13 protein-coding genes are annotated in these 14,416 nt (G+C 74.1%); 5 read left to right on the forward strand and 8 right to left on the reverse strand.

The window, feature by feature from the left end:
• The first annotated feature begins 68 nt into the window (after positions 1 to 68).
• Genes BJ961_RS33415 through BJ961_RS33425 form a run of 3 tightly spaced genes read left to right on the forward strand, consistent with a single transcriptional unit; the run spans position 69 to position 3,187 of the window.
• Positions 69 to 722 (forward strand): bifunctional DNA primase/polymerase, encoded by a 654-nt coding sequence (locus tag BJ961_RS33415; RefSeq protein ID WP_271416499.1) that lies wholly within the window; start codon positions 69 to 71, stop codon positions 720 to 722.
• 45 nt (positions 723 to 767) lie between these two features.
• Positions 768 to 1,547 (forward strand): ABC transporter ATP-binding protein, encoded by a 780-nt coding sequence (locus BJ961_RS33420; protein ID WP_271416500.1) that lies wholly within the window; start codon positions 768 to 770, stop codon positions 1,545 to 1,547.
• Positions 1,544 to 3,187, forward strand: a complete 1,644-nt coding sequence (locus BJ961_RS33425; RefSeq protein ID WP_271416501.1) for a transporter — start codon at positions 1,544 to 1,546, stop codon at positions 3,185 to 3,187. The genes BJ961_RS33420 and BJ961_RS33425 overlap by 4 nt, the downstream gene beginning before the upstream one ends.
• Before the next feature lie 78 nt (positions 3,188 to 3,265).
• On the opposite strand, the gene BJ961_RS33430 is transcribed toward BJ961_RS33425, so the two are convergent.
• Both BJ961_RS33430 and BJ961_RS33435 read right to left on the reverse strand, forming a co-directional pair.
• Positions 3,266 to 4,171 carry an alpha/beta fold hydrolase gene (locus BJ961_RS33430; protein ID WP_271416502.1) on the reverse strand — a complete coding sequence of 302 codons (906 nt, stop codon included), beginning with the start codon at positions 4,169 to 4,171 and terminating at the stop codon, positions 3,266 to 3,268.
• A gap of 585 nt (positions 4,172 to 4,756) precedes the next feature.
• A complete protein-coding gene (locus BJ961_RS33435) occupies positions 4,757 to 5,449 on the reverse strand; it encodes a metal-dependent transcriptional regulator (RefSeq protein ID WP_271416503.1) in 693 nt (230 codons plus the stop codon).
• 233 nt (positions 5,450 to 5,682) lie between these two features.
• Here BJ961_RS33435 and BJ961_RS33440 point away from each other — a divergent pair, with 233 nt between their 5' ends.
• On the forward strand, positions 5,683 to 6,438 hold the full coding sequence (locus BJ961_RS33440) for an SIS domain-containing protein (RefSeq protein ID WP_271416504.1): 756 nt from the start codon (positions 5,683 to 5,685) through the stop codon (positions 6,436 to 6,438).
• Positions 6,439 to 6,472: 34 nt separating this feature from the next.
• Here the strand turns inward: BJ961_RS33440 and BJ961_RS33445 are convergent, their stop codons facing one another.
• The 3 genes from BJ961_RS33445 to BJ961_RS33455 all read right to left on the reverse strand — a co-directional run bounded on the left by BJ961_RS33445 (position 6,473) and on the right by BJ961_RS33455 (position 10,372).
• Positions 6,473 to 7,876, reverse strand: coding sequence for a PAS domain-containing protein (locus tag BJ961_RS33445; RefSeq protein ID WP_381158869.1), 1,404 nt, complete (start codon positions 7,874 to 7,876; stop codon positions 6,473 to 6,475).
• Positions 7,877 to 8,043: 167 nt separating this feature from the next.
• Complete coding sequence (locus tag BJ961_RS33450; RefSeq protein ID WP_271416506.1) at positions 8,044 to 8,916, reverse strand: GNAT family N-acetyltransferase; 873 nt, start codon at positions 8,914 to 8,916, stop codon at positions 8,044 to 8,046.
• 355 nt (positions 8,917 to 9,271) lie between these two features.
• A complete protein-coding gene (locus BJ961_RS33455) occupies positions 9,272 to 10,372 on the reverse strand; it encodes a citrate synthase 2 (RefSeq protein ID WP_271416507.1) in 1,101 nt (366 codons plus the stop codon).
• 272 nt (positions 10,373 to 10,644) lie between these two features.
• Here BJ961_RS33455 and pdxH point away from each other — a divergent pair, with 272 nt between their 5' ends.
• Positions 10,645 to 11,379, forward strand: coding sequence for a pyridoxamine 5'-phosphate oxidase (gene pdxH, locus BJ961_RS33460; RefSeq protein WP_271416508.1), 735 nt, complete (start codon positions 10,645 to 10,647; stop codon positions 11,377 to 11,379).
• A 79-nt stretch (positions 11,380 to 11,458) separates the two neighbouring features.
• Here the strand turns inward: pdxH and BJ961_RS33465 are convergent, their stop codons facing one another.
• The 3 genes from BJ961_RS33465 to BJ961_RS33475 are packed head-to-tail and all read right to left on the reverse strand — an operon-like array spanning position 11,459 to position 14,393.
• Positions 11,459 to 12,097, reverse strand: a complete 639-nt coding sequence (locus tag BJ961_RS33465; RefSeq protein ID WP_271416509.1) for a TetR/AcrR family transcriptional regulator — start codon at positions 12,095 to 12,097, stop codon at positions 11,459 to 11,461.
• Positions 12,085 to 12,828: an enoyl-CoA hydratase family protein gene (locus BJ961_RS33470; RefSeq protein ID WP_271416510.1), complete on the reverse strand. Its 744-nt coding sequence runs from the start codon at positions 12,826 to 12,828 to the stop codon at positions 12,085 to 12,087. Before BJ961_RS33470 ends, BJ961_RS33465 begins: the two co-directional genes overlap by 13 nt.
• Positions 12,828 to 14,393: a 4-coumarate--CoA ligase family protein gene (locus tag BJ961_RS33475; protein WP_271416511.1), complete on the reverse strand. Its 1,566-nt coding sequence runs from the start codon at positions 14,391 to 14,393 to the stop codon at positions 12,828 to 12,830. Before BJ961_RS33475 ends, BJ961_RS33470 begins: the two co-directional genes overlap by 1 nt.
• Positions 14,394 to 14,416 lie beyond the last annotated feature (23 nt).

Raw genomic sequence — 14,416 nt, forward strand, 5'->3', positions numbered from 1 at the left:
GCATCGATGCACCTCTCCCGCGCGCACCACCCCCGTAACCCGCCGTGAACACGGGAGTTGAGTCCCACGTGGAAGAGACCATCCGGGGCACCGAAGCCGCTCAGATCCCGCAGCAGCGCGGCACATCGCTGCTGGAGACCGCCGTACGCTACGCCGAGGAGCGCCACTGGGACGTGTTCCCCGGCACCTGGCTGGTGCCCGCCGACGGGGGGCAGCGCTGCTCCTGCGAGGACCCGGCGTGCGCCGCCCCCGGCGCGCACCCGGCGCGCGGGGACTGGGCGGCACAGGCGACGGGCAGCGCGACCGTCGCCCGGCGGATGTGGCAGAAGCAGCCGACGGCGTCGGTCCTGTTGCCCACGGGCCGGACGTTCGACGCGATCGACGTGCCCGAGACCGCGGGGTTCCTCGCGCTGGCCCGGATGCGGCGGATGGAGCTGGCGCTGGGGCCGGTGACCCTGACGCCCGACCGGCGCATGCGGTTCTTCGTCCTCCCGGGTGCCGCGGTCAAGGTGCCCGATCTCGTCCGGCGGTTGGGGTGGTCGCCCCACGTCCTCGATCTGGGCGTGCTCGGGGAGGGGGCGTACGTGGCGGCGCCGCCCACGCGGCTCGGGACGTGGGGCGCCGTCCAGTGGGCCTGCCGGCCGACGGCCGCGAACCGGTGGCTGCCGGACGTGGAGGAGTTGATCTCGCCGCTGACGTACGCGTGCGGGCGGGACCGTTAGGGACGCCTGCTGCTCCCCCGTAGGGTGCGAAGCCGACGGAGGGAGATGTTGGTGAGTAGTGGCGCCGTGCGGGTTCAGGGGCTCTGGAAGCGGTTCGGGCAGCAGGTTGCCGTCGGTGGGATCGATCTGGAGTTGCCGGCGGGCAAGTTCATCGGGCTCGTCGGGCCGAACGGGGCCGGGAAGACCACCACCCTCTCCATGGTCACCGGGCTGCTACGGCCGGACCAGGGGACGGTCGAGGTCGTCGGGCACGACGTGTGGCGCGATCCGGTCGAGGTGAAGGCCAGGATCGGGGTGCTGCCCGAGGGACTGCGGCTGTTCGAGCGGCTGTCCGGGCGGGAGCTGCTCGGGTACACGGGCCGGCTGCGCGGGCTGCCCGGCGACGAGGTCGACCAGCGCGCCACCCAGCTGCTGGACGTGCTCGACCTCTCCGGCGCCCAGCACAAGCTGGTCGTCGACTACTCGACCGGCATGCGGAAGAAGATCGGGCTCGCCGCCGCGCTGCTGCACAACCCGGAAGTGCTGTTCCTGGACGAGCCGTTCGAGGGCGTCGACCCGGTCTCCGCGCAGACCGTCCGCGGTGTGCTGGAGCGCTACACCGCCTCCGGCGCCACGGTCGTCTTCTCCTCCCACGTGATGGAGCTGGTGGAGTCGCTGTGCGACTGGGTGGCCGTCATGGCCGCCGGGCGCATCCGTGCCACCGGCACGCTCGCCGAGGTGCGCGGCGGGGCGGCCTCGTTGCAGGAGGCGTTCCTCGAACTCGTCGGCGCCGGGGGCCGGGACGCCGGGTCCGACCTGGACTGGCTGGGCGGCGGGTCCCGATGAGCGCGCGGACCACACCGGCCGCCCCGGTTGCGGCGCCGCGGAGCGGCGCGGGGTCCGTCCCGTCCCTCACGTCGGTCTTCGTGCGGCTGAAACTGTCGCTCCTGCGCAACGGGCTGCGGCAGTCCGGCGGGCGGCGGGCCGCCTACATCGTCTCGGCCGTCGTCGTGCTGCTCTTCGCCGCGCTCCAGCTGGCCGGTCTGGTCGCGCTGCGCGGGTACGCGCACGTCGACTCCCTGGTCGTGCTGCTCGCCGCGGTGCTCGCGCTGGGCTGGGCGGTGATGCCGCTGTTCTTCCCGGGCGGCGACGAGACGCTCGACCCGACCCGGCTGGTGATGCTGCCGCTGCGGCCCGGCCCCCTGGTGCGGGCCCTGCTCACGTCCTCGCTGGTGGGCATCGGACCGCTGTTCACGCTGTGCATGTTCGCCGGTTCCGTGGTGGCGGTCGCGCACGGCGGTGCGGCGTACGCCGTCGGGGTCGTCGGGGCGGTCCTCGCGCTGCTGGTGTGCGTGACCCTCGCGCGCGCCGTCGCCGCCGCCAACGTACGGCTGCTGACCAGCCGCAAGGGGCGCGATCTGGCGGTGCTCAGCGGGCTGGTCGTCGCGGTCGGCGCGCAGCTCGTCAACTTCGGCGCGCAGCGGCTGGGCTCGTCGGGGCTCGGCGAGCTGGACCCGGTGGCCGACGTGGTGCGCTGGGTGCCGCCCGCGTCGGCGATCGGTGCGATGGACGCGGCGAGCGACGGGTCGTACGGTGTCGCGCTCGCCCAGCTGGCGCTGACCGCGGCGGCGCTGGTGCTGCTGCTGCGGGTGTGGGCGGGGCATCTGACGCGGCTGATGACCGCGCCCGACGGTTCCACGCTCCAGAGCGACACCCGGCCGGTGCGCGAGCGCGGCTCGGCGGGGCTCGCCCGGTGGCTGCCCGCGGGCCGTACCGGCACCACCATGGAGCGTTCCCTGCGCTACGTGTGGCGCGACCCGAAGACGAAGGCGGCGTGGGTGACCTCGCTGGCCGTGGGCCTGATCGTGCCGGTGTTCAACGCCTGGCAGGGCACCGGTTCGGTCTACTTCGCGTGCTTCGCCGCCGGGATGCTCGGCATCCAGATGTACAACCAGTTCGGGCAGGACACGTCCGCGTTCTGGATGGTCGCCATGACCATCTCCTCGACCAGGGACGCCTACGTCGAGCTGCGCGCCCGCGCGCTGGCGCTGCTGCTGATCACGCTGCCGTACGCGACCGTCGTGACGGTGCTGACCACCGCGATGCTCGACGACTGGCGGACCCTGCCCGAGGCGCTCGGCCTGTCCTTCGCACTGCTCGGCGCGATGCTGGCGAGCGGCGCGTGGACGTCGGCCCGCTTCCCGTACTCCGTCCCGCAGGACGGGTACAAGAACGTGGCCCCCGGGCAGGCCGGGCTGGCCTGGATCTCCCTCTTCGGCGGCATGGTGGTCGCGGCCCTGCTGTGCGCCCCCGTGATCGGGCTGACGGTCTGGCTGCACGTCGGCGGCGCCGGGGACCTGGGCTGGCTGCTGCTGCCCGTGGGGGCGGTGTACGGCGCGGCCCTGACGTCGGCCGGCCTGCGGCTGGCCGCGCCGCGCACGGCAGGCCGGCTGCCGGAGATCCTCACGGCGGTCAGCAAGGGCTGACGGCCCGGCCCTTTGGGGGGCCGGACGGCGAGGCGGCCCCCCAAGGGCCGGGGCGGGCAGGACGACGGGGCGCGGGTGTCAGGCGTCGCCGAGGGCGTTCAGGAACGGTTCGATGGCCGCCCGCCAGGCCTCCGGCTGGTCGTAGTGGACGAGGTGGCCGGCGTCGGCGACCTCCGCGTACTGGCCGCCCGGCAGGACGCGGACCATCTCCTGGGCCTCGGCGCGGCCCAGCTCGCCGTCGAGGCCGCGGACGACCAGGGTGGGGCAGCGCACCTGGGCCAGCTCCTCCCAGTGGGCGTCGTAGACCCACGTCTCGCGGGACTTGAGCATCTGCTCGGGTTCGAAGACGGGCCGCCAGCCGTCCGGGGACTCGGCCATCACCTCGGCGTAGAACTCGCCGCGGGCCGGGTTCGGGCGCTCCACCCACGGGTCGTCCTCGCCGAACCACTTGCGGACGTCGGCGAGCGTGGCGAAGGGGACCGGCCAGGCGCGGAACCACTCGGTCCAGGTGTGCTGGGAGGCGGCGCCGAGGGCGGAGGCCCGCATGTCGCAGATGATCAGGCCGCGGACCAGGTCGGGGCGTTTGGCGGCGAGCTGCCAGGCGGTCAGCGCGCCCATGGCGTGGCCGATCAGGACGGCCGGGCCGAGGCCGAGCTGCTCCAGGGCGGCCTCGACGTCCTCGACGTAGGCCTCACGGGTGTAGCAGGCCCGCGGAGGCTTGTCGCTGCGGCCGTGGCCGCGCTGGTCGAGGGCGACGGCCCGGTGGCGGGCGGAGAGCCAGCGGGCCGTGGGCGCCCAGTGCGAGGCGCGGCCCATCAGGCCGTGCAGTAACAGCACGCCGGGCGGGTCTCCCGCCCCGGGCACGGGAGGCGCCGCCGGGGGCGGGGGTGTGCCGTGCGGCCGGTCGGTCTTGGGAGGGTCGCCGAACTCCCAGGCGGCGAGGCGTACGCCGCCCGCGCCGGTCACGTCGATGCGCCGCGCCATAGGTCCTGGCACCCCCAAGCTCCGCTCGGACCAGCCCGCCCGCTCCGGGTCGGCCGGTCCTGTGGACCGTGTCCTGCCTGCCGTTCCTTGCCGTTCGTGTTCCCCGCCGTGGCTGACGTGTGCCCACGGCCGTTCGACCTGCACAGAATATCGAAAGGGCATTCGAAATTGCTCTCCCGGAGAACAACACCCCTCCTTCGAGTGACATCACTCAGGGATTGATCGCCGCCACCCAGGGGAGATCTTCAACGGGAGGCGGACCGCTCGGGGAAAACGGTCCGAGGGGATTGACCTTGAGAGCTCGGGGCTCCAGGTCAGCACAGGGGAGGACAGGCCCCGGCGCCACTCGGCGCCGGGGCCCTCTCCATGTCTCCGGCATACCCCTCCCCCTCTCCGGCCCGCCCGACATCGCTGTCGGAGCCCGGCCAAGAGCCCCTCACGTCATATGCCTCACGCCACAGCCTCGCACGGGAAGCCTCCGGGCGCTGCGATTCGGCGCACGGGGGCGCACGATGGCCGGGATCCGTGCGCCCGGCGTGCACCCGCTGCCCGCGGCGCGCGATCGACGCTCCGGGCGCCCCCTCGTCAGCGCTTGGCGACGAACACGTGGGAGGCGGTGTCGGCCTCCAGCTCGGCGGCCTCGCCGCCGCTGCCCACCAGCACGCCCCCCGCGGACTCCGTCACGCTCACCACCGACCCGGGCTGCACGCCGGCCCGGCGGAGCGTGTACATCAACTGGGCGTCCGTCTGGATCGGCTCGCCGATACGGCGCACGACGACCGTCTTGCCCTCCGTCCCCGGGTCCAGGTCGGCGAGGGACACCATGCCCTCGTCCAGGAAGGGGTCGGCGCCGTCGGTCTCGCCCAGCTCCTCCAGGCCCGGGATCGGGTTCCCGTACGGCGACTCGGTCGGGTGCCGCAGCAGCTCCAGGACACGGCGCTCGACGGCCTCGCTCATCACGTGCTCCCAGCGGCACGCCTCGGCGTGCACCTGCTCCCACTCCAGGCCGATCACGTCGACGAGCAGGCACTCCGCGAGCCGGTGCTTGCGCATCACGCGCGTCGCCAGCCGCCTGCCCTCGTCGGTCAGCTCCAGATGCCGGTCGGCGGCCACGGACACCAGACCGTCGCGCTCCATCCGCGCCACCGTCTGGCTGACCGTCGGGCCGCTCTGGTCGAGCCGCTCGGCGATCCGGGCGCGCATCGGGACCACACCTTCCTCCTCCAGCTCGAGGATGGTGCGGAGATACATCTCCGTGGTGTCGATCAGTCCGGACATACGTGCCCCTTGATGAGATTGCCGGAGGCTACGGCCCACCGGCGCGTGCGCTGGCCCTGCCACCAATTCTGACGCATACCACCGACAACCGTGCCTCGCCGCGAAAAGCCGCGCCCGCGCGGCCCGGCCCCGGCGCGCTCCCGGCCCGCCCCCGGCGCGTCGACGCCGTATTGACACCGCGCTGGTCCAGACCGCACCGTGATCCGCGACGCAGCCACACGAAGGGGTTCCGCATGAGCGACCGCAAGCCGGCCGGCCAGTTCCTCGACGCGGCGATCGACCTCCTGCGGCGCGTCCGCGACGAGGAGGCGGACAGTATCGAGGCGGCCGGCACGCTGCTCGCCGACACGGTGCAGAACGGCGGCCGGCTCTTCGCCTTCGGCGCCGGCCACTCCTCCCTCGCCGCCCAGGACGTCGTGTACCGCGCCGGCGGACTCGCGCTGATGAACCTGCTGGTCGTGCCCGGCGTCGTCGGGATCGACGTGATGCCCGCCACGCTCGGCTCCGCGCTGGAACGCGTCGACGGGCTCGCGAGCGCCGTACTGGACTCCTCCCCGCTGCGCGAGGGCGACGCCCTGGTGATCATCTCCCTGTCGGGGCGCAACGCGCTGCCCGTGGAGATGGCCATGAACGCCCGCGCGCTCGGCGTCCGGGTCGTCGGCGTGACCTCGGTGGCGTACGCCTCGGAGACGACGTCGCGGCACGCCTCCGGCACGTTCCTCAAGGACCACTGCGACATCGTGCTCGACTCCAAGATCGCCGTCGGGGACGCGGAACTCACCCTCGACACCGTCCCGGCGCCCTTCGCGCCCGCCTCCACCGTCGTCACCAGCGGCCTCATGCAGGCCGTGACGGCCACGGCGGCCGGCGCCCTCGCGGAACGCGGCATCGAACCCCCGCTGCTGCGCTCGGGCAACGTGGACGGCGGCCACGAGTGGAACGCGCGCGTGCTGGAGCAGTACGGGGACCGGATCTTCTACCGGCGCTGAGCGCGGCGCCGGGCCGGGGCGCCGGGCGCTCCCGTCACCCCTTCCCCACCGCGCCGGCCAGGTCCAGGGCGGTCGCGATCCGGACCGCGACGTCCTCGGCGTACACCGCGTCGGACCGCTCGAACGCGCTGCGGCCCGCGCCCCGCAGGAAGGTGACGACGCCCAGCGTCCGGCCCCGGCTGCGCAGCACCGCGCACAGGCCGTGCACGGTGTCCGCCGGCCACTGCCGGTCCGCCGCCCACTGCCGCACCTGCTCGGCCGGCACCGCGCGCACACCGGCGCTGGCCCGCACGGAACCCGCCCGCTCGACGCACTGCACGGCGGGGTGCGTCTCGCCGTAGCGCACCGGCATCCCCGCCGTCCCGGAGGGCACGCTCGGCCCGGGGGCGCCGGAGGGCGTGGCCGCGACCCGGACCAGCCGCACCGGCTCGGCCACGTCGGTGTCCACCTCGGCCCCGCCCACGACCCGGTCGATCAGGGCGTGGTCGGCGAACCCGGCCAGCGCGAAGTCCAGATGGACGGTGGCCGCCTCCGCGGGGTCCTCGCACTCGGCCGCGGCACGCGCCGCCCGGTGCAGCTGGTTGGCCCTGAAGCGCAGCAGCGCCGCCTCCTGCTCGCCCTGCTTCGACTCGGTGACGTCCTGGAACAGCCAGCCGACGCCCAGCGGCACCGGCTCCTCCGCCAGCGGCGACGCCAGCCGTACGAACCCGCTGCGCCAGCACCGGCGCCGCTCCCCCTCGGGGGTGCGCAGGCTCACCCAGACCTCGGCGGGCGCGGGCGGGGCGCCCTCGGCGAGGACGTGGGTGAGCGCGTTCTCCAGCTCCTCGACGCCCTGGGCGAGCAGGTCGCCGAGCGGCCGCCCCAGGACGGACGTGCGCCCGGCGCCCAGCGCGCGCGCCGCGTGCGCGTTGACCACGGCCGGCCGCAGGTCCGCGTCGACCAGGACGACACCCCAGCTCGCGTCCTCCAGCAGGGCCTCGCTCAGCGCGATGGACCGCTCCAGGTCGATCTGGGCGTGCACCTCGCTGAACGCGCAGTACACGCCCGCGGGCTTCCCGTCGGGACCGCGGACCGCGGCGGACTGGGTGCGCACCAGCACCCGGCCGCCGTCCTTGGTCAGCAGCGCGAACTCGTGCACCTGGCGCCCCGGGGCCCGCATCGCGGACAGCAGCCGGTCCTCCACCTCCCCGGCGTCCGCGCTGCGCACGGCCCATCCGGCGAAGCCCTGACGGCCCACGGCCTCGGCGGCGCTCCAGCCCAGGATCCGCTCCGCCTCGCGGTTCCAGTGCGTGACGACCCCGTCCGCGTCGAAGGCGCACAGGGCCGCGTCCATCCCGTCGAGGAGCGCGGCCAACAGGTCCGCGCCGTCCCGCTCGGGCTGCTCCGGCTCCTCCGGACCCAGCTCGTCGGTGGTCCCACTACGCCGCGAAGCACTCACCTGGACCCCCTGCAGGCTGCGTCCGCCGTACGGTACGTCGGTTCGCTCACTGGCCTTCATTCAACTCGAACGTGATGCAGCACACAGCGGGTTCCCGCAAGTTCGCGGAAATCGTTGTACTGCGGAAACTCGGCATACGCCCCCGTCATGACGGGGCACGGCGGGAGTCATGCCTCGGGGGCGGCGAGCCGCAGATCGACCCACTCGTCGCGCTCGCCGTCGAGCACGTACCGCTCCTTCTCCACGAACCCACGCGCCGCGGCGAACCGCAACCCGTCGGCGTTGGCCGCCAGCACCACGGTCTCCACCGCCCCGGCACCCGGCACGCGCGCGTGCGCGAGCCCCGCCTCGTAGAGCGCGGTGCCGATCCCGCGGCCCCGGTAGGCCGGCAGCACCCGCGCGATCACGGTCGCCGCCCCGTCCGCGCCGCGGGGCGGACGCACGGTGGAGCAGCCGACGAGCACGTCCCCGAGGTAGGCGTTCGCCAGCCGGTTGCGGCCCACGCGCTCGCGCACCTCGTCGAGCGTCAGCGCGGCCGGCGGCACGATCACGTTGTGCACGTGCCGCCACCCCCGCGCCATGGCGTCCCCGTCCACCGGCTCGATCCGCAGCTCCCGGCCGGGTCCGGCGGTGACCGTGCCCCGGCGCGCGTCCACCTCGATCTCGATCCGCATCCGCTCGTCCGCGAGCCCGCACACCATCATGGTCGCGGCCGGCCGCACCCGGCCGAACGCCTCCCGCAGCACGGGCCAGCACGGCTCGAAGTCCTCCCGCGCGGGCAGCAGGTACCGCACCCGCACCACGTCGGCGAACGTGCACCCCGCCTCGGCGAGCGCCGCCCCGATGTTGCGCAGGCACTGCTCCGCCTGCTCCACCACGTCGGCGGAGATGGTCATCGCCGTGTAGTCGAACCCGGTCGTCCCCGACACGTGCACCTGGTCGCCGTCGACGACGGCCCGGGCGTACCCGATCCGCTCCTCGAAGGTCGAACCGCTGACTATCGTCCGCCTGACCGACGGCTCCCCCAGTCGTTTCGTCATGAGCGAAACCGTAGGTGACCAGCGAAGACGCGTCCATGGGTGATCGGCGGCGAATCGGACCGAAAAACCGATTGCCTCGGTGGCGGACCGGTTCCTAGGCTGTGCGGTACATGAGAAGGGAGGTGGTTCGGCAGATGTATGAAACCCGGACGCGTGAGGTGGCTGCGGGCTGACGGCCCGGCACCACACGGAGTGCGGTGCCGGACCATCGCGTGACAGACGCGTGCAGCCGGCCCAATCCCAAGCAGTCACCCGACCCGCGAGTCGCCGGTACGTCCGGCCGGCTCCTCCACTGGAGGAACCAGACTCGCGGGTCGTCTGCGTTCGCCCTGCCCGCTCCGGGCGGGGTTCGCGGTCAGCCCGCGATGCCGGTGTACCCCTCGATCTCGCGCGGGTCGCGGGAGCCGGGGCCCACGTAGCGGGCGGAGGGGCGGACCAGGCGGCCGGTGCGCTTCTGCTCGAGGATGTGCGCGGACCAGCCGGCGGTGCGGGCGCAGGTGAACATCGAGGTGAACATGGGGGCCGGGACCTCGGCGAAGTCCAGCATGATGGCCGCCCAGAACTCGACGTTGGTGGCCAGGATCCGGTCGGGGCGGCGGGCGTGGAGTTCGGCGAGGGCGGCCTTCTCCAGGGCCTCGGCGACCTCGTAGCGCGGGGCGCCCAGTTCGCGGGCGGTGCGGCGCAGGACGCGGGCGCGCGGGTCCTCGGCGCGGTAGACGCGGTGGCCGAATCCCATGAGGCGTTCGCCCGCGTCGAGGGTCTTCCTGACGTAGGCCTCGGCGTCGCCGGTGCGCTCGATCTCCTCGATCATGTGCAGGACGCGGGACGGGGCGCCGCCGTGCAGCGGGCCGGACATGGCGCCCACGGCTCCGGAGAGCGCGGCCGACACGTCGGCGCCGGTGGAGGCGATGACGCGGGCGGTGAAGGTGGAGGCGTTCATGCCGTGCTCGGCGGCGGAGGTCCAGTAGGCGTCGACGGCGGCGACGTGCTTGGGGTCGGGTTCGCCGCGCCAGCGGATCATGAAGCGTTCGACGACCGACTGGGCCTTGTCGATCTCGCGCTGCGGCACCATGGGCATCCCCTGGCCGCGGGCGGACTGGGCGACGTAGGACAGGGCCATGACGGCGGCGCGGGCGAGGTCGGCGCGGGCCTGCTCGGCGTCGATGTCCAGGAGGGGCTTGAGTCCCCAGACCGGCGCGAGCATGGCGAGGGCCGACTGCACGTCGACGCGGACGTCGCCGGAGTGGACGGGGATGGGGAAGGGCTCGGCGGGCGGCAGGCCCGGGTTGAAGGCCCCGTCGACGAGCAGGCCCCAGACGTTCCCGAAGGACACGTGCCCGACCAGGTCCTCGATGTCGACGCCGCGGTAGCGGAGGGCGCCGCCCTCCTTGTCGGGTTCGGCGATCTCCGTCTCGAACGCGATGACTCCTTCGAGCCCGGGTACGAAGTCGGACATCAGGCGGCTCCTCGTGATCGTGGTCTGTGGCGACCTGGGCGGAAGCGGTGCGGCGCCCCCATGGATCCACGGTCGTGTCCTCGACTCGCGGTCCTGCCGGTCTTCCCTGTGATGCCCCGTACGGCCGTCGGTCACCCAACCGGAGCGGGAGCAAGCACGATATCCCCGGGTGCCACGGTTGGGGAGTGGTTGCGGCACTCAGTGCCACTGCGTGACGAAGGACACCGGTCCCTTCCCGGGGCCGCGCCGGGCGGCGGGGCGGATACGGCAGGATGGGCGGCGTGACCGACCGCGAAGCCGATTCCGCCGTCCCCGCCGTGTCCGCCGCCTCCTCCGCCTCCGCCGCGCCCGCCGCCGCGCCCTTGGACCTCGCCTCGATGCGCCGGCAGTACCGGGCCGAGGGGCTGTCCGAGACGGAGCTGGCCGCGACGCCCGTCGAGCAGTTCGCGCGCTGGTTCAAGCAGGCCGCCACGGACGGCGGGCTGTTCGAGCCGAACGCCGTGGTCGTCTCCACGGCGGACCCGGAGGGACGGCCCAGCTCCCGCACGGTGCTGCTGAAGCACTTCGACGAGCAGGGGTTCGTCTTCTACACCAACTACGACTCCCGCAAGGCGCGCGAGCTGGACGCGAACCCGTACGTCTCGCTGCTGTTCCCCTGGCATCCGATGGCCCGGCAGGTCGTGGTGTCGGGCGTGGCCCGGCGCACCGGGCGGGACGAGACCGCCGCGTACTTCCGGACCCGGCCGCACGGCTCCCAGCTGGGCGCCTGGGCCAGCGCGCAGTCCCGGGTGGTGGCCGACCGGCGTGCCCTGGACGCCGCGTACGCCGAGCTGGACGCCCGCTATCCGCAGGACGAGCAGGTGCCGGTGCCGCCGCACTGGGGCGGGTTCCGGGTGGTGCCGGAGGCGGTGGAGTTCTGGCAGGGCCGGGAGAACCGGCTGCACGACCGCCTGCGGTACGTGGCGCAGGCGGGCGGGGCCTGGCGGGTGGAGCGGCTCGGTCCGTGACGCGTCCGGGCGCCGGGACCCCGGCGGGACCCACCCGCCGCCCCCGGGTCGACGGTCACTGGAACCGGTCCCCCCGGTGTCAGTCCGCCTCCCCCTCCAGCGCCTGCTCCAGCAGCCGCGCCCACTGCTCCACCACCCGGTCCCGCCGTGCCGCGTCGTCGGTGAGGAGGTTGGCGAGGCCCAGGCCGCGGGCCATGTCGAGGAGGCCCTGGACGGTTTCCCGGGCGCCGGGGCGGGACTCGTCGGCGCCGAGGAGGTCGACGGCGATGCGGTGGGTCTCCCGGCCGACGCGGGCCTCCAGCTCGGTGACCCGGCCGCGCAGTTGCTCCTCGTGGGAGGCGGCGACCCACAGGTGCAGGGCGGCGCGGAAGAGCGGGCCGGTGTAGAGGTCGACGAGGGCGGCGACGACGGCGTGGCGGTCGCCGGGCGCCGCGCCGTCGGGGAACAGGGCCCGCAGCGCGGTGGAGCGTTCCTCGGCGACGTACTCCACGGCCGCCGTGAAGAGGTCCTCGCGGGTCGGGAAGTGGTGCTGGGCGGCGCCGCGGGAGACGCCGGCGTGTTCGGCGACGACGGTGACCGTGGAGCCGGCCCAGCCGCGTTCGGCGAGGCAGGCCAGGGCGGCTTCCAGGAGCCGTTGCCGGGTGGCCCGGCTCCGGTCCTGCTTGGGTACGCGTTCCGCGCGCTCCGCCGTGTGCGCGGAGCCGCTCAGACCACCCATTCCGGATCCCGTCGTTCGAGGAAGGCCGTCATCCCCTCGCGGGCCTGCGGGGAGGCGAACAGCCGGGCCGAGAGCGCGGTCAGGTCGGCCGCGTCCCGGTCGAAGGCCTCCAGCACCCTAGCCGTGAGCAGCCGTTTCGTCTCGGCCAGACCCTGCGGTGAGGCGCGGCGCACACCGTCGAGGACGGGTTCGAGTACGGCGTCCACGTCGTCGCCCGCCACCGTGACCAGGCCGATGCGGGCGGCCTCGGCGGCGTCGAAGCGCTCGCCGGTGAGGTAGTAGCGGGCGAGGGCGCGGGGGTCGGTGCGGGGCAGCAGGGCCAGGGAGATGACGGCGGGCGCGACGCCGATGCGGACCTCGGTGAAGGCGAAGGTCGACTCCGTGGACGCGGCCGCGATGTCGCAGGCGGCGAGGAGGCCGAGGCCGCCCGCGCGGGCGTGCCCGGCTACGCGGGCGATCACCGGTTTCGGCACCTCGGCGATCCGCCGGAACAGGCCGGCCAGGGCGTCCGGGTCGGGCGGGTCGCGCAGGTCGGCTCCGGCGCTGAAGGTGGTGCCGGTGTGGGTGAGGACGACGGCGCGGACGCCGGGGTCCCGGTCGGCCTCGGCGAGGGCGTCGGCGAGGTCGCCGACGAGGGCGGCGGACAGGGCGTTGCGGTTGTGCGGGGAGTCGAGGGCGAGGGTCTCGACGCCTCGCGCGCGCGTGCGGTCGATCCGGGCGACGGGGGTCATCACCGCTCCCTCAGCTGTCGGCGCAGGATCTTGCCGGAGGTGGCGCGGGGGACGGTGTCGACGAACGTGACCCGGCGGACGCGTTTGTAGGGGGCGACGCGTTCGGCGACGTACATCATGATCTCGCCCTCCGCGAGGCCGGGTGCGGCCGGACGCCGGACGACGAAGGCGTGCGGTACTTCGTTGCCGTCGTCGTTGTAGGCGCCGACGACGGCCGCGTCGGCGATGCCGGGGTGGGTGAGCAGGAGGGCCTCCAGTTCGGCGGGGGCCACCTGGAAGCCCTTGTACTTGATGAGTTCCTTGACGCGGTCGACGACGAACAGCCAGCCGTCGGTGTCGACGTGTCCGACGTCCCCGGTGTGCAGCCAGCCCTCCTCGTCGATCATGGCGGCGGTGGCGTCGGGGCGGCCCAGGTAGCCCTTCATGACCTGCGGTCCGCGGATGAGGATCTCGCCGGACTCCCCGGCGGGGAGGTCCTCGCCGGGGTCGGTGAGGGAGACGACGCGCATCTCGGTCCCGGCGATCAGCTTGCCGACGGTGCCGGGCGGCGCCTCGGCCATGGCGTCCAGGGGGACGACGTGGGTGCCCGGGGACAGTTCCGTCATGCCGTACGCCTGGCCGACGGGCGGCAGGCCGAGCCGCCGGGAGCAGGCGGTGGCGAGCCGCGCGTCCAGCGGGGCGGCGGCGCTGACGACGTACTTCAGCGAGGAGAGGTCGTAGTCGGCGACCAGCGGGTGCTTGGCGAGGGCCAGGACGATCGGCGGGGCGACGTACAGGCCGGTGATGCGGTGGTTCTGGATGGCGGCGAGGAACTGCTCCAGGTCGAAGCGGGGCAGGACGACGACGGTGGCGCCGAGCCGCAGCGGTGCGTTCATCAGGGCGGTGAGGCCGTAGATGTGGAAGAACGGCAGCACGGCGAGGACGCGGTCGCCCGGCGCGGCCGGCATCGACGGTTCGAGCTGGGCGAGGTTGGTGGCGATCTGCCGGTGGGTGAGCATGACGCCCTTGGGGGTGCCGGTGGTGCCCGAGGAGTACGGCAGGGCGGCGACGTCCTCGGCCGGGTCGATGGCGACGGAGGGTTCGGGCGCGGTCGAGGCCAGCATGTCGACGAGCGAGCGGTGGCCGGGCGCGCCGTCGCAGACGAGTATCTCCCGTACTCCGCCCGCGAGTTCGGCGGCCCGGCGGGCGGTGCCGAGGAGCGGTGAGACGGTGACGATCCAGCGGGCCGCGCTGTCCTTCAGCTGCTTGGCGAACTCCTCGGCGGTGGCGAGCGGGTGCACGGTGGTGACGGAGGCGCCCGCGCGGGTGGCGGCGTAGAAGGCGAGCGGGAAGGCGACGGTGTTGGGGCTGTGCAGGGCCAGGACGTCGCCCTTTCGTACGCCGGTGGCGGCGAGGGCGGCGGCGACGCGCCGGTGGAACCGGTCCACCTGCTCGTAGGTCAGGGTGGTGCCGTCGGTGCCGTCGATCAGCGCCGGGGTGCCGCCGAAGGCGGCGGCACCGCCGAGCACCGCGTCGTGGATGGGCAGGTCGACGGGCGGGACGTCTGCGTACTCGCTGCGGAACACGGTTCCTCCAACGCCGCTCGGAC

The organism is Streptomyces lienomycini (assembly GCF_027947595.1).
GTDB classification, from domain to species: domain Bacteria; phylum Actinomycetota; class Actinomycetes; order Streptomycetales; family Streptomycetaceae; genus Streptomyces; species Streptomyces lienomycini.

Bases quoted from the DNA above. Each gene is read 5' to 3' on its own strand.
- BJ961_RS33420 (WP_271416500.1), top strand. From the start codon at position 768: ATGTTGGTGAGTAGTGGCGCCGTGCGGGTTCAGGGGCTCTGGAAGCGG.
- BJ961_RS33425 (WP_271416501.1), top strand. From the start codon at position 1,544: ATGAGCGCGCGGACCACACCGGCCGCCCCGGTTGCGGCGCCGCGGAGC.
- BJ961_RS33430 (WP_271416502.1), bottom strand. From the start codon at position 4,171: ATGGCGCGGCGCATCGACGTGACCGGCGCGGGCGGCGTACGCCTCGCC.
- BJ961_RS33435 (WP_271416503.1), bottom strand. From the start codon at position 5,449: ATGTCCGGACTGATCGACACCACGGAGATGTATCTCCGCACCATCCTC.
- BJ961_RS33440 (WP_271416504.1), top strand. From the start codon at position 5,683: ATGAGCGACCGCAAGCCGGCCGGCCAGTTCCTCGACGCGGCGATCGAC.
- BJ961_RS33450 (WP_271416506.1), bottom strand. From the start codon at position 8,916: ATGACGAAACGACTGGGGGAGCCGTCGGTCAGGCGGACGATAGTCAGC.
- BJ961_RS33455 (WP_271416507.1), bottom strand. From the start codon at position 10,372: ATGTCCGACTTCGTACCCGGGCTCGAAGGAGTCATCGCGTTCGAGACG.
- pdxH (WP_271416508.1), top strand. From the start codon at position 10,645: ATGGGCGGCGTGACCGACCGCGAAGCCGATTCCGCCGTCCCCGCCGTG.
- BJ961_RS33465 (WP_271416509.1), bottom strand. From the start codon at position 12,097: ATGGGTGGTCTGAGCGGCTCCGCGCACACGGCGGAGCGCGCGGAACGC.
- BJ961_RS33470 (WP_271416510.1), bottom strand. From the start codon at position 12,828: ATGACCCCCGTCGCCCGGATCGACCGCACGCGCGCGCGAGGCGTCGAG.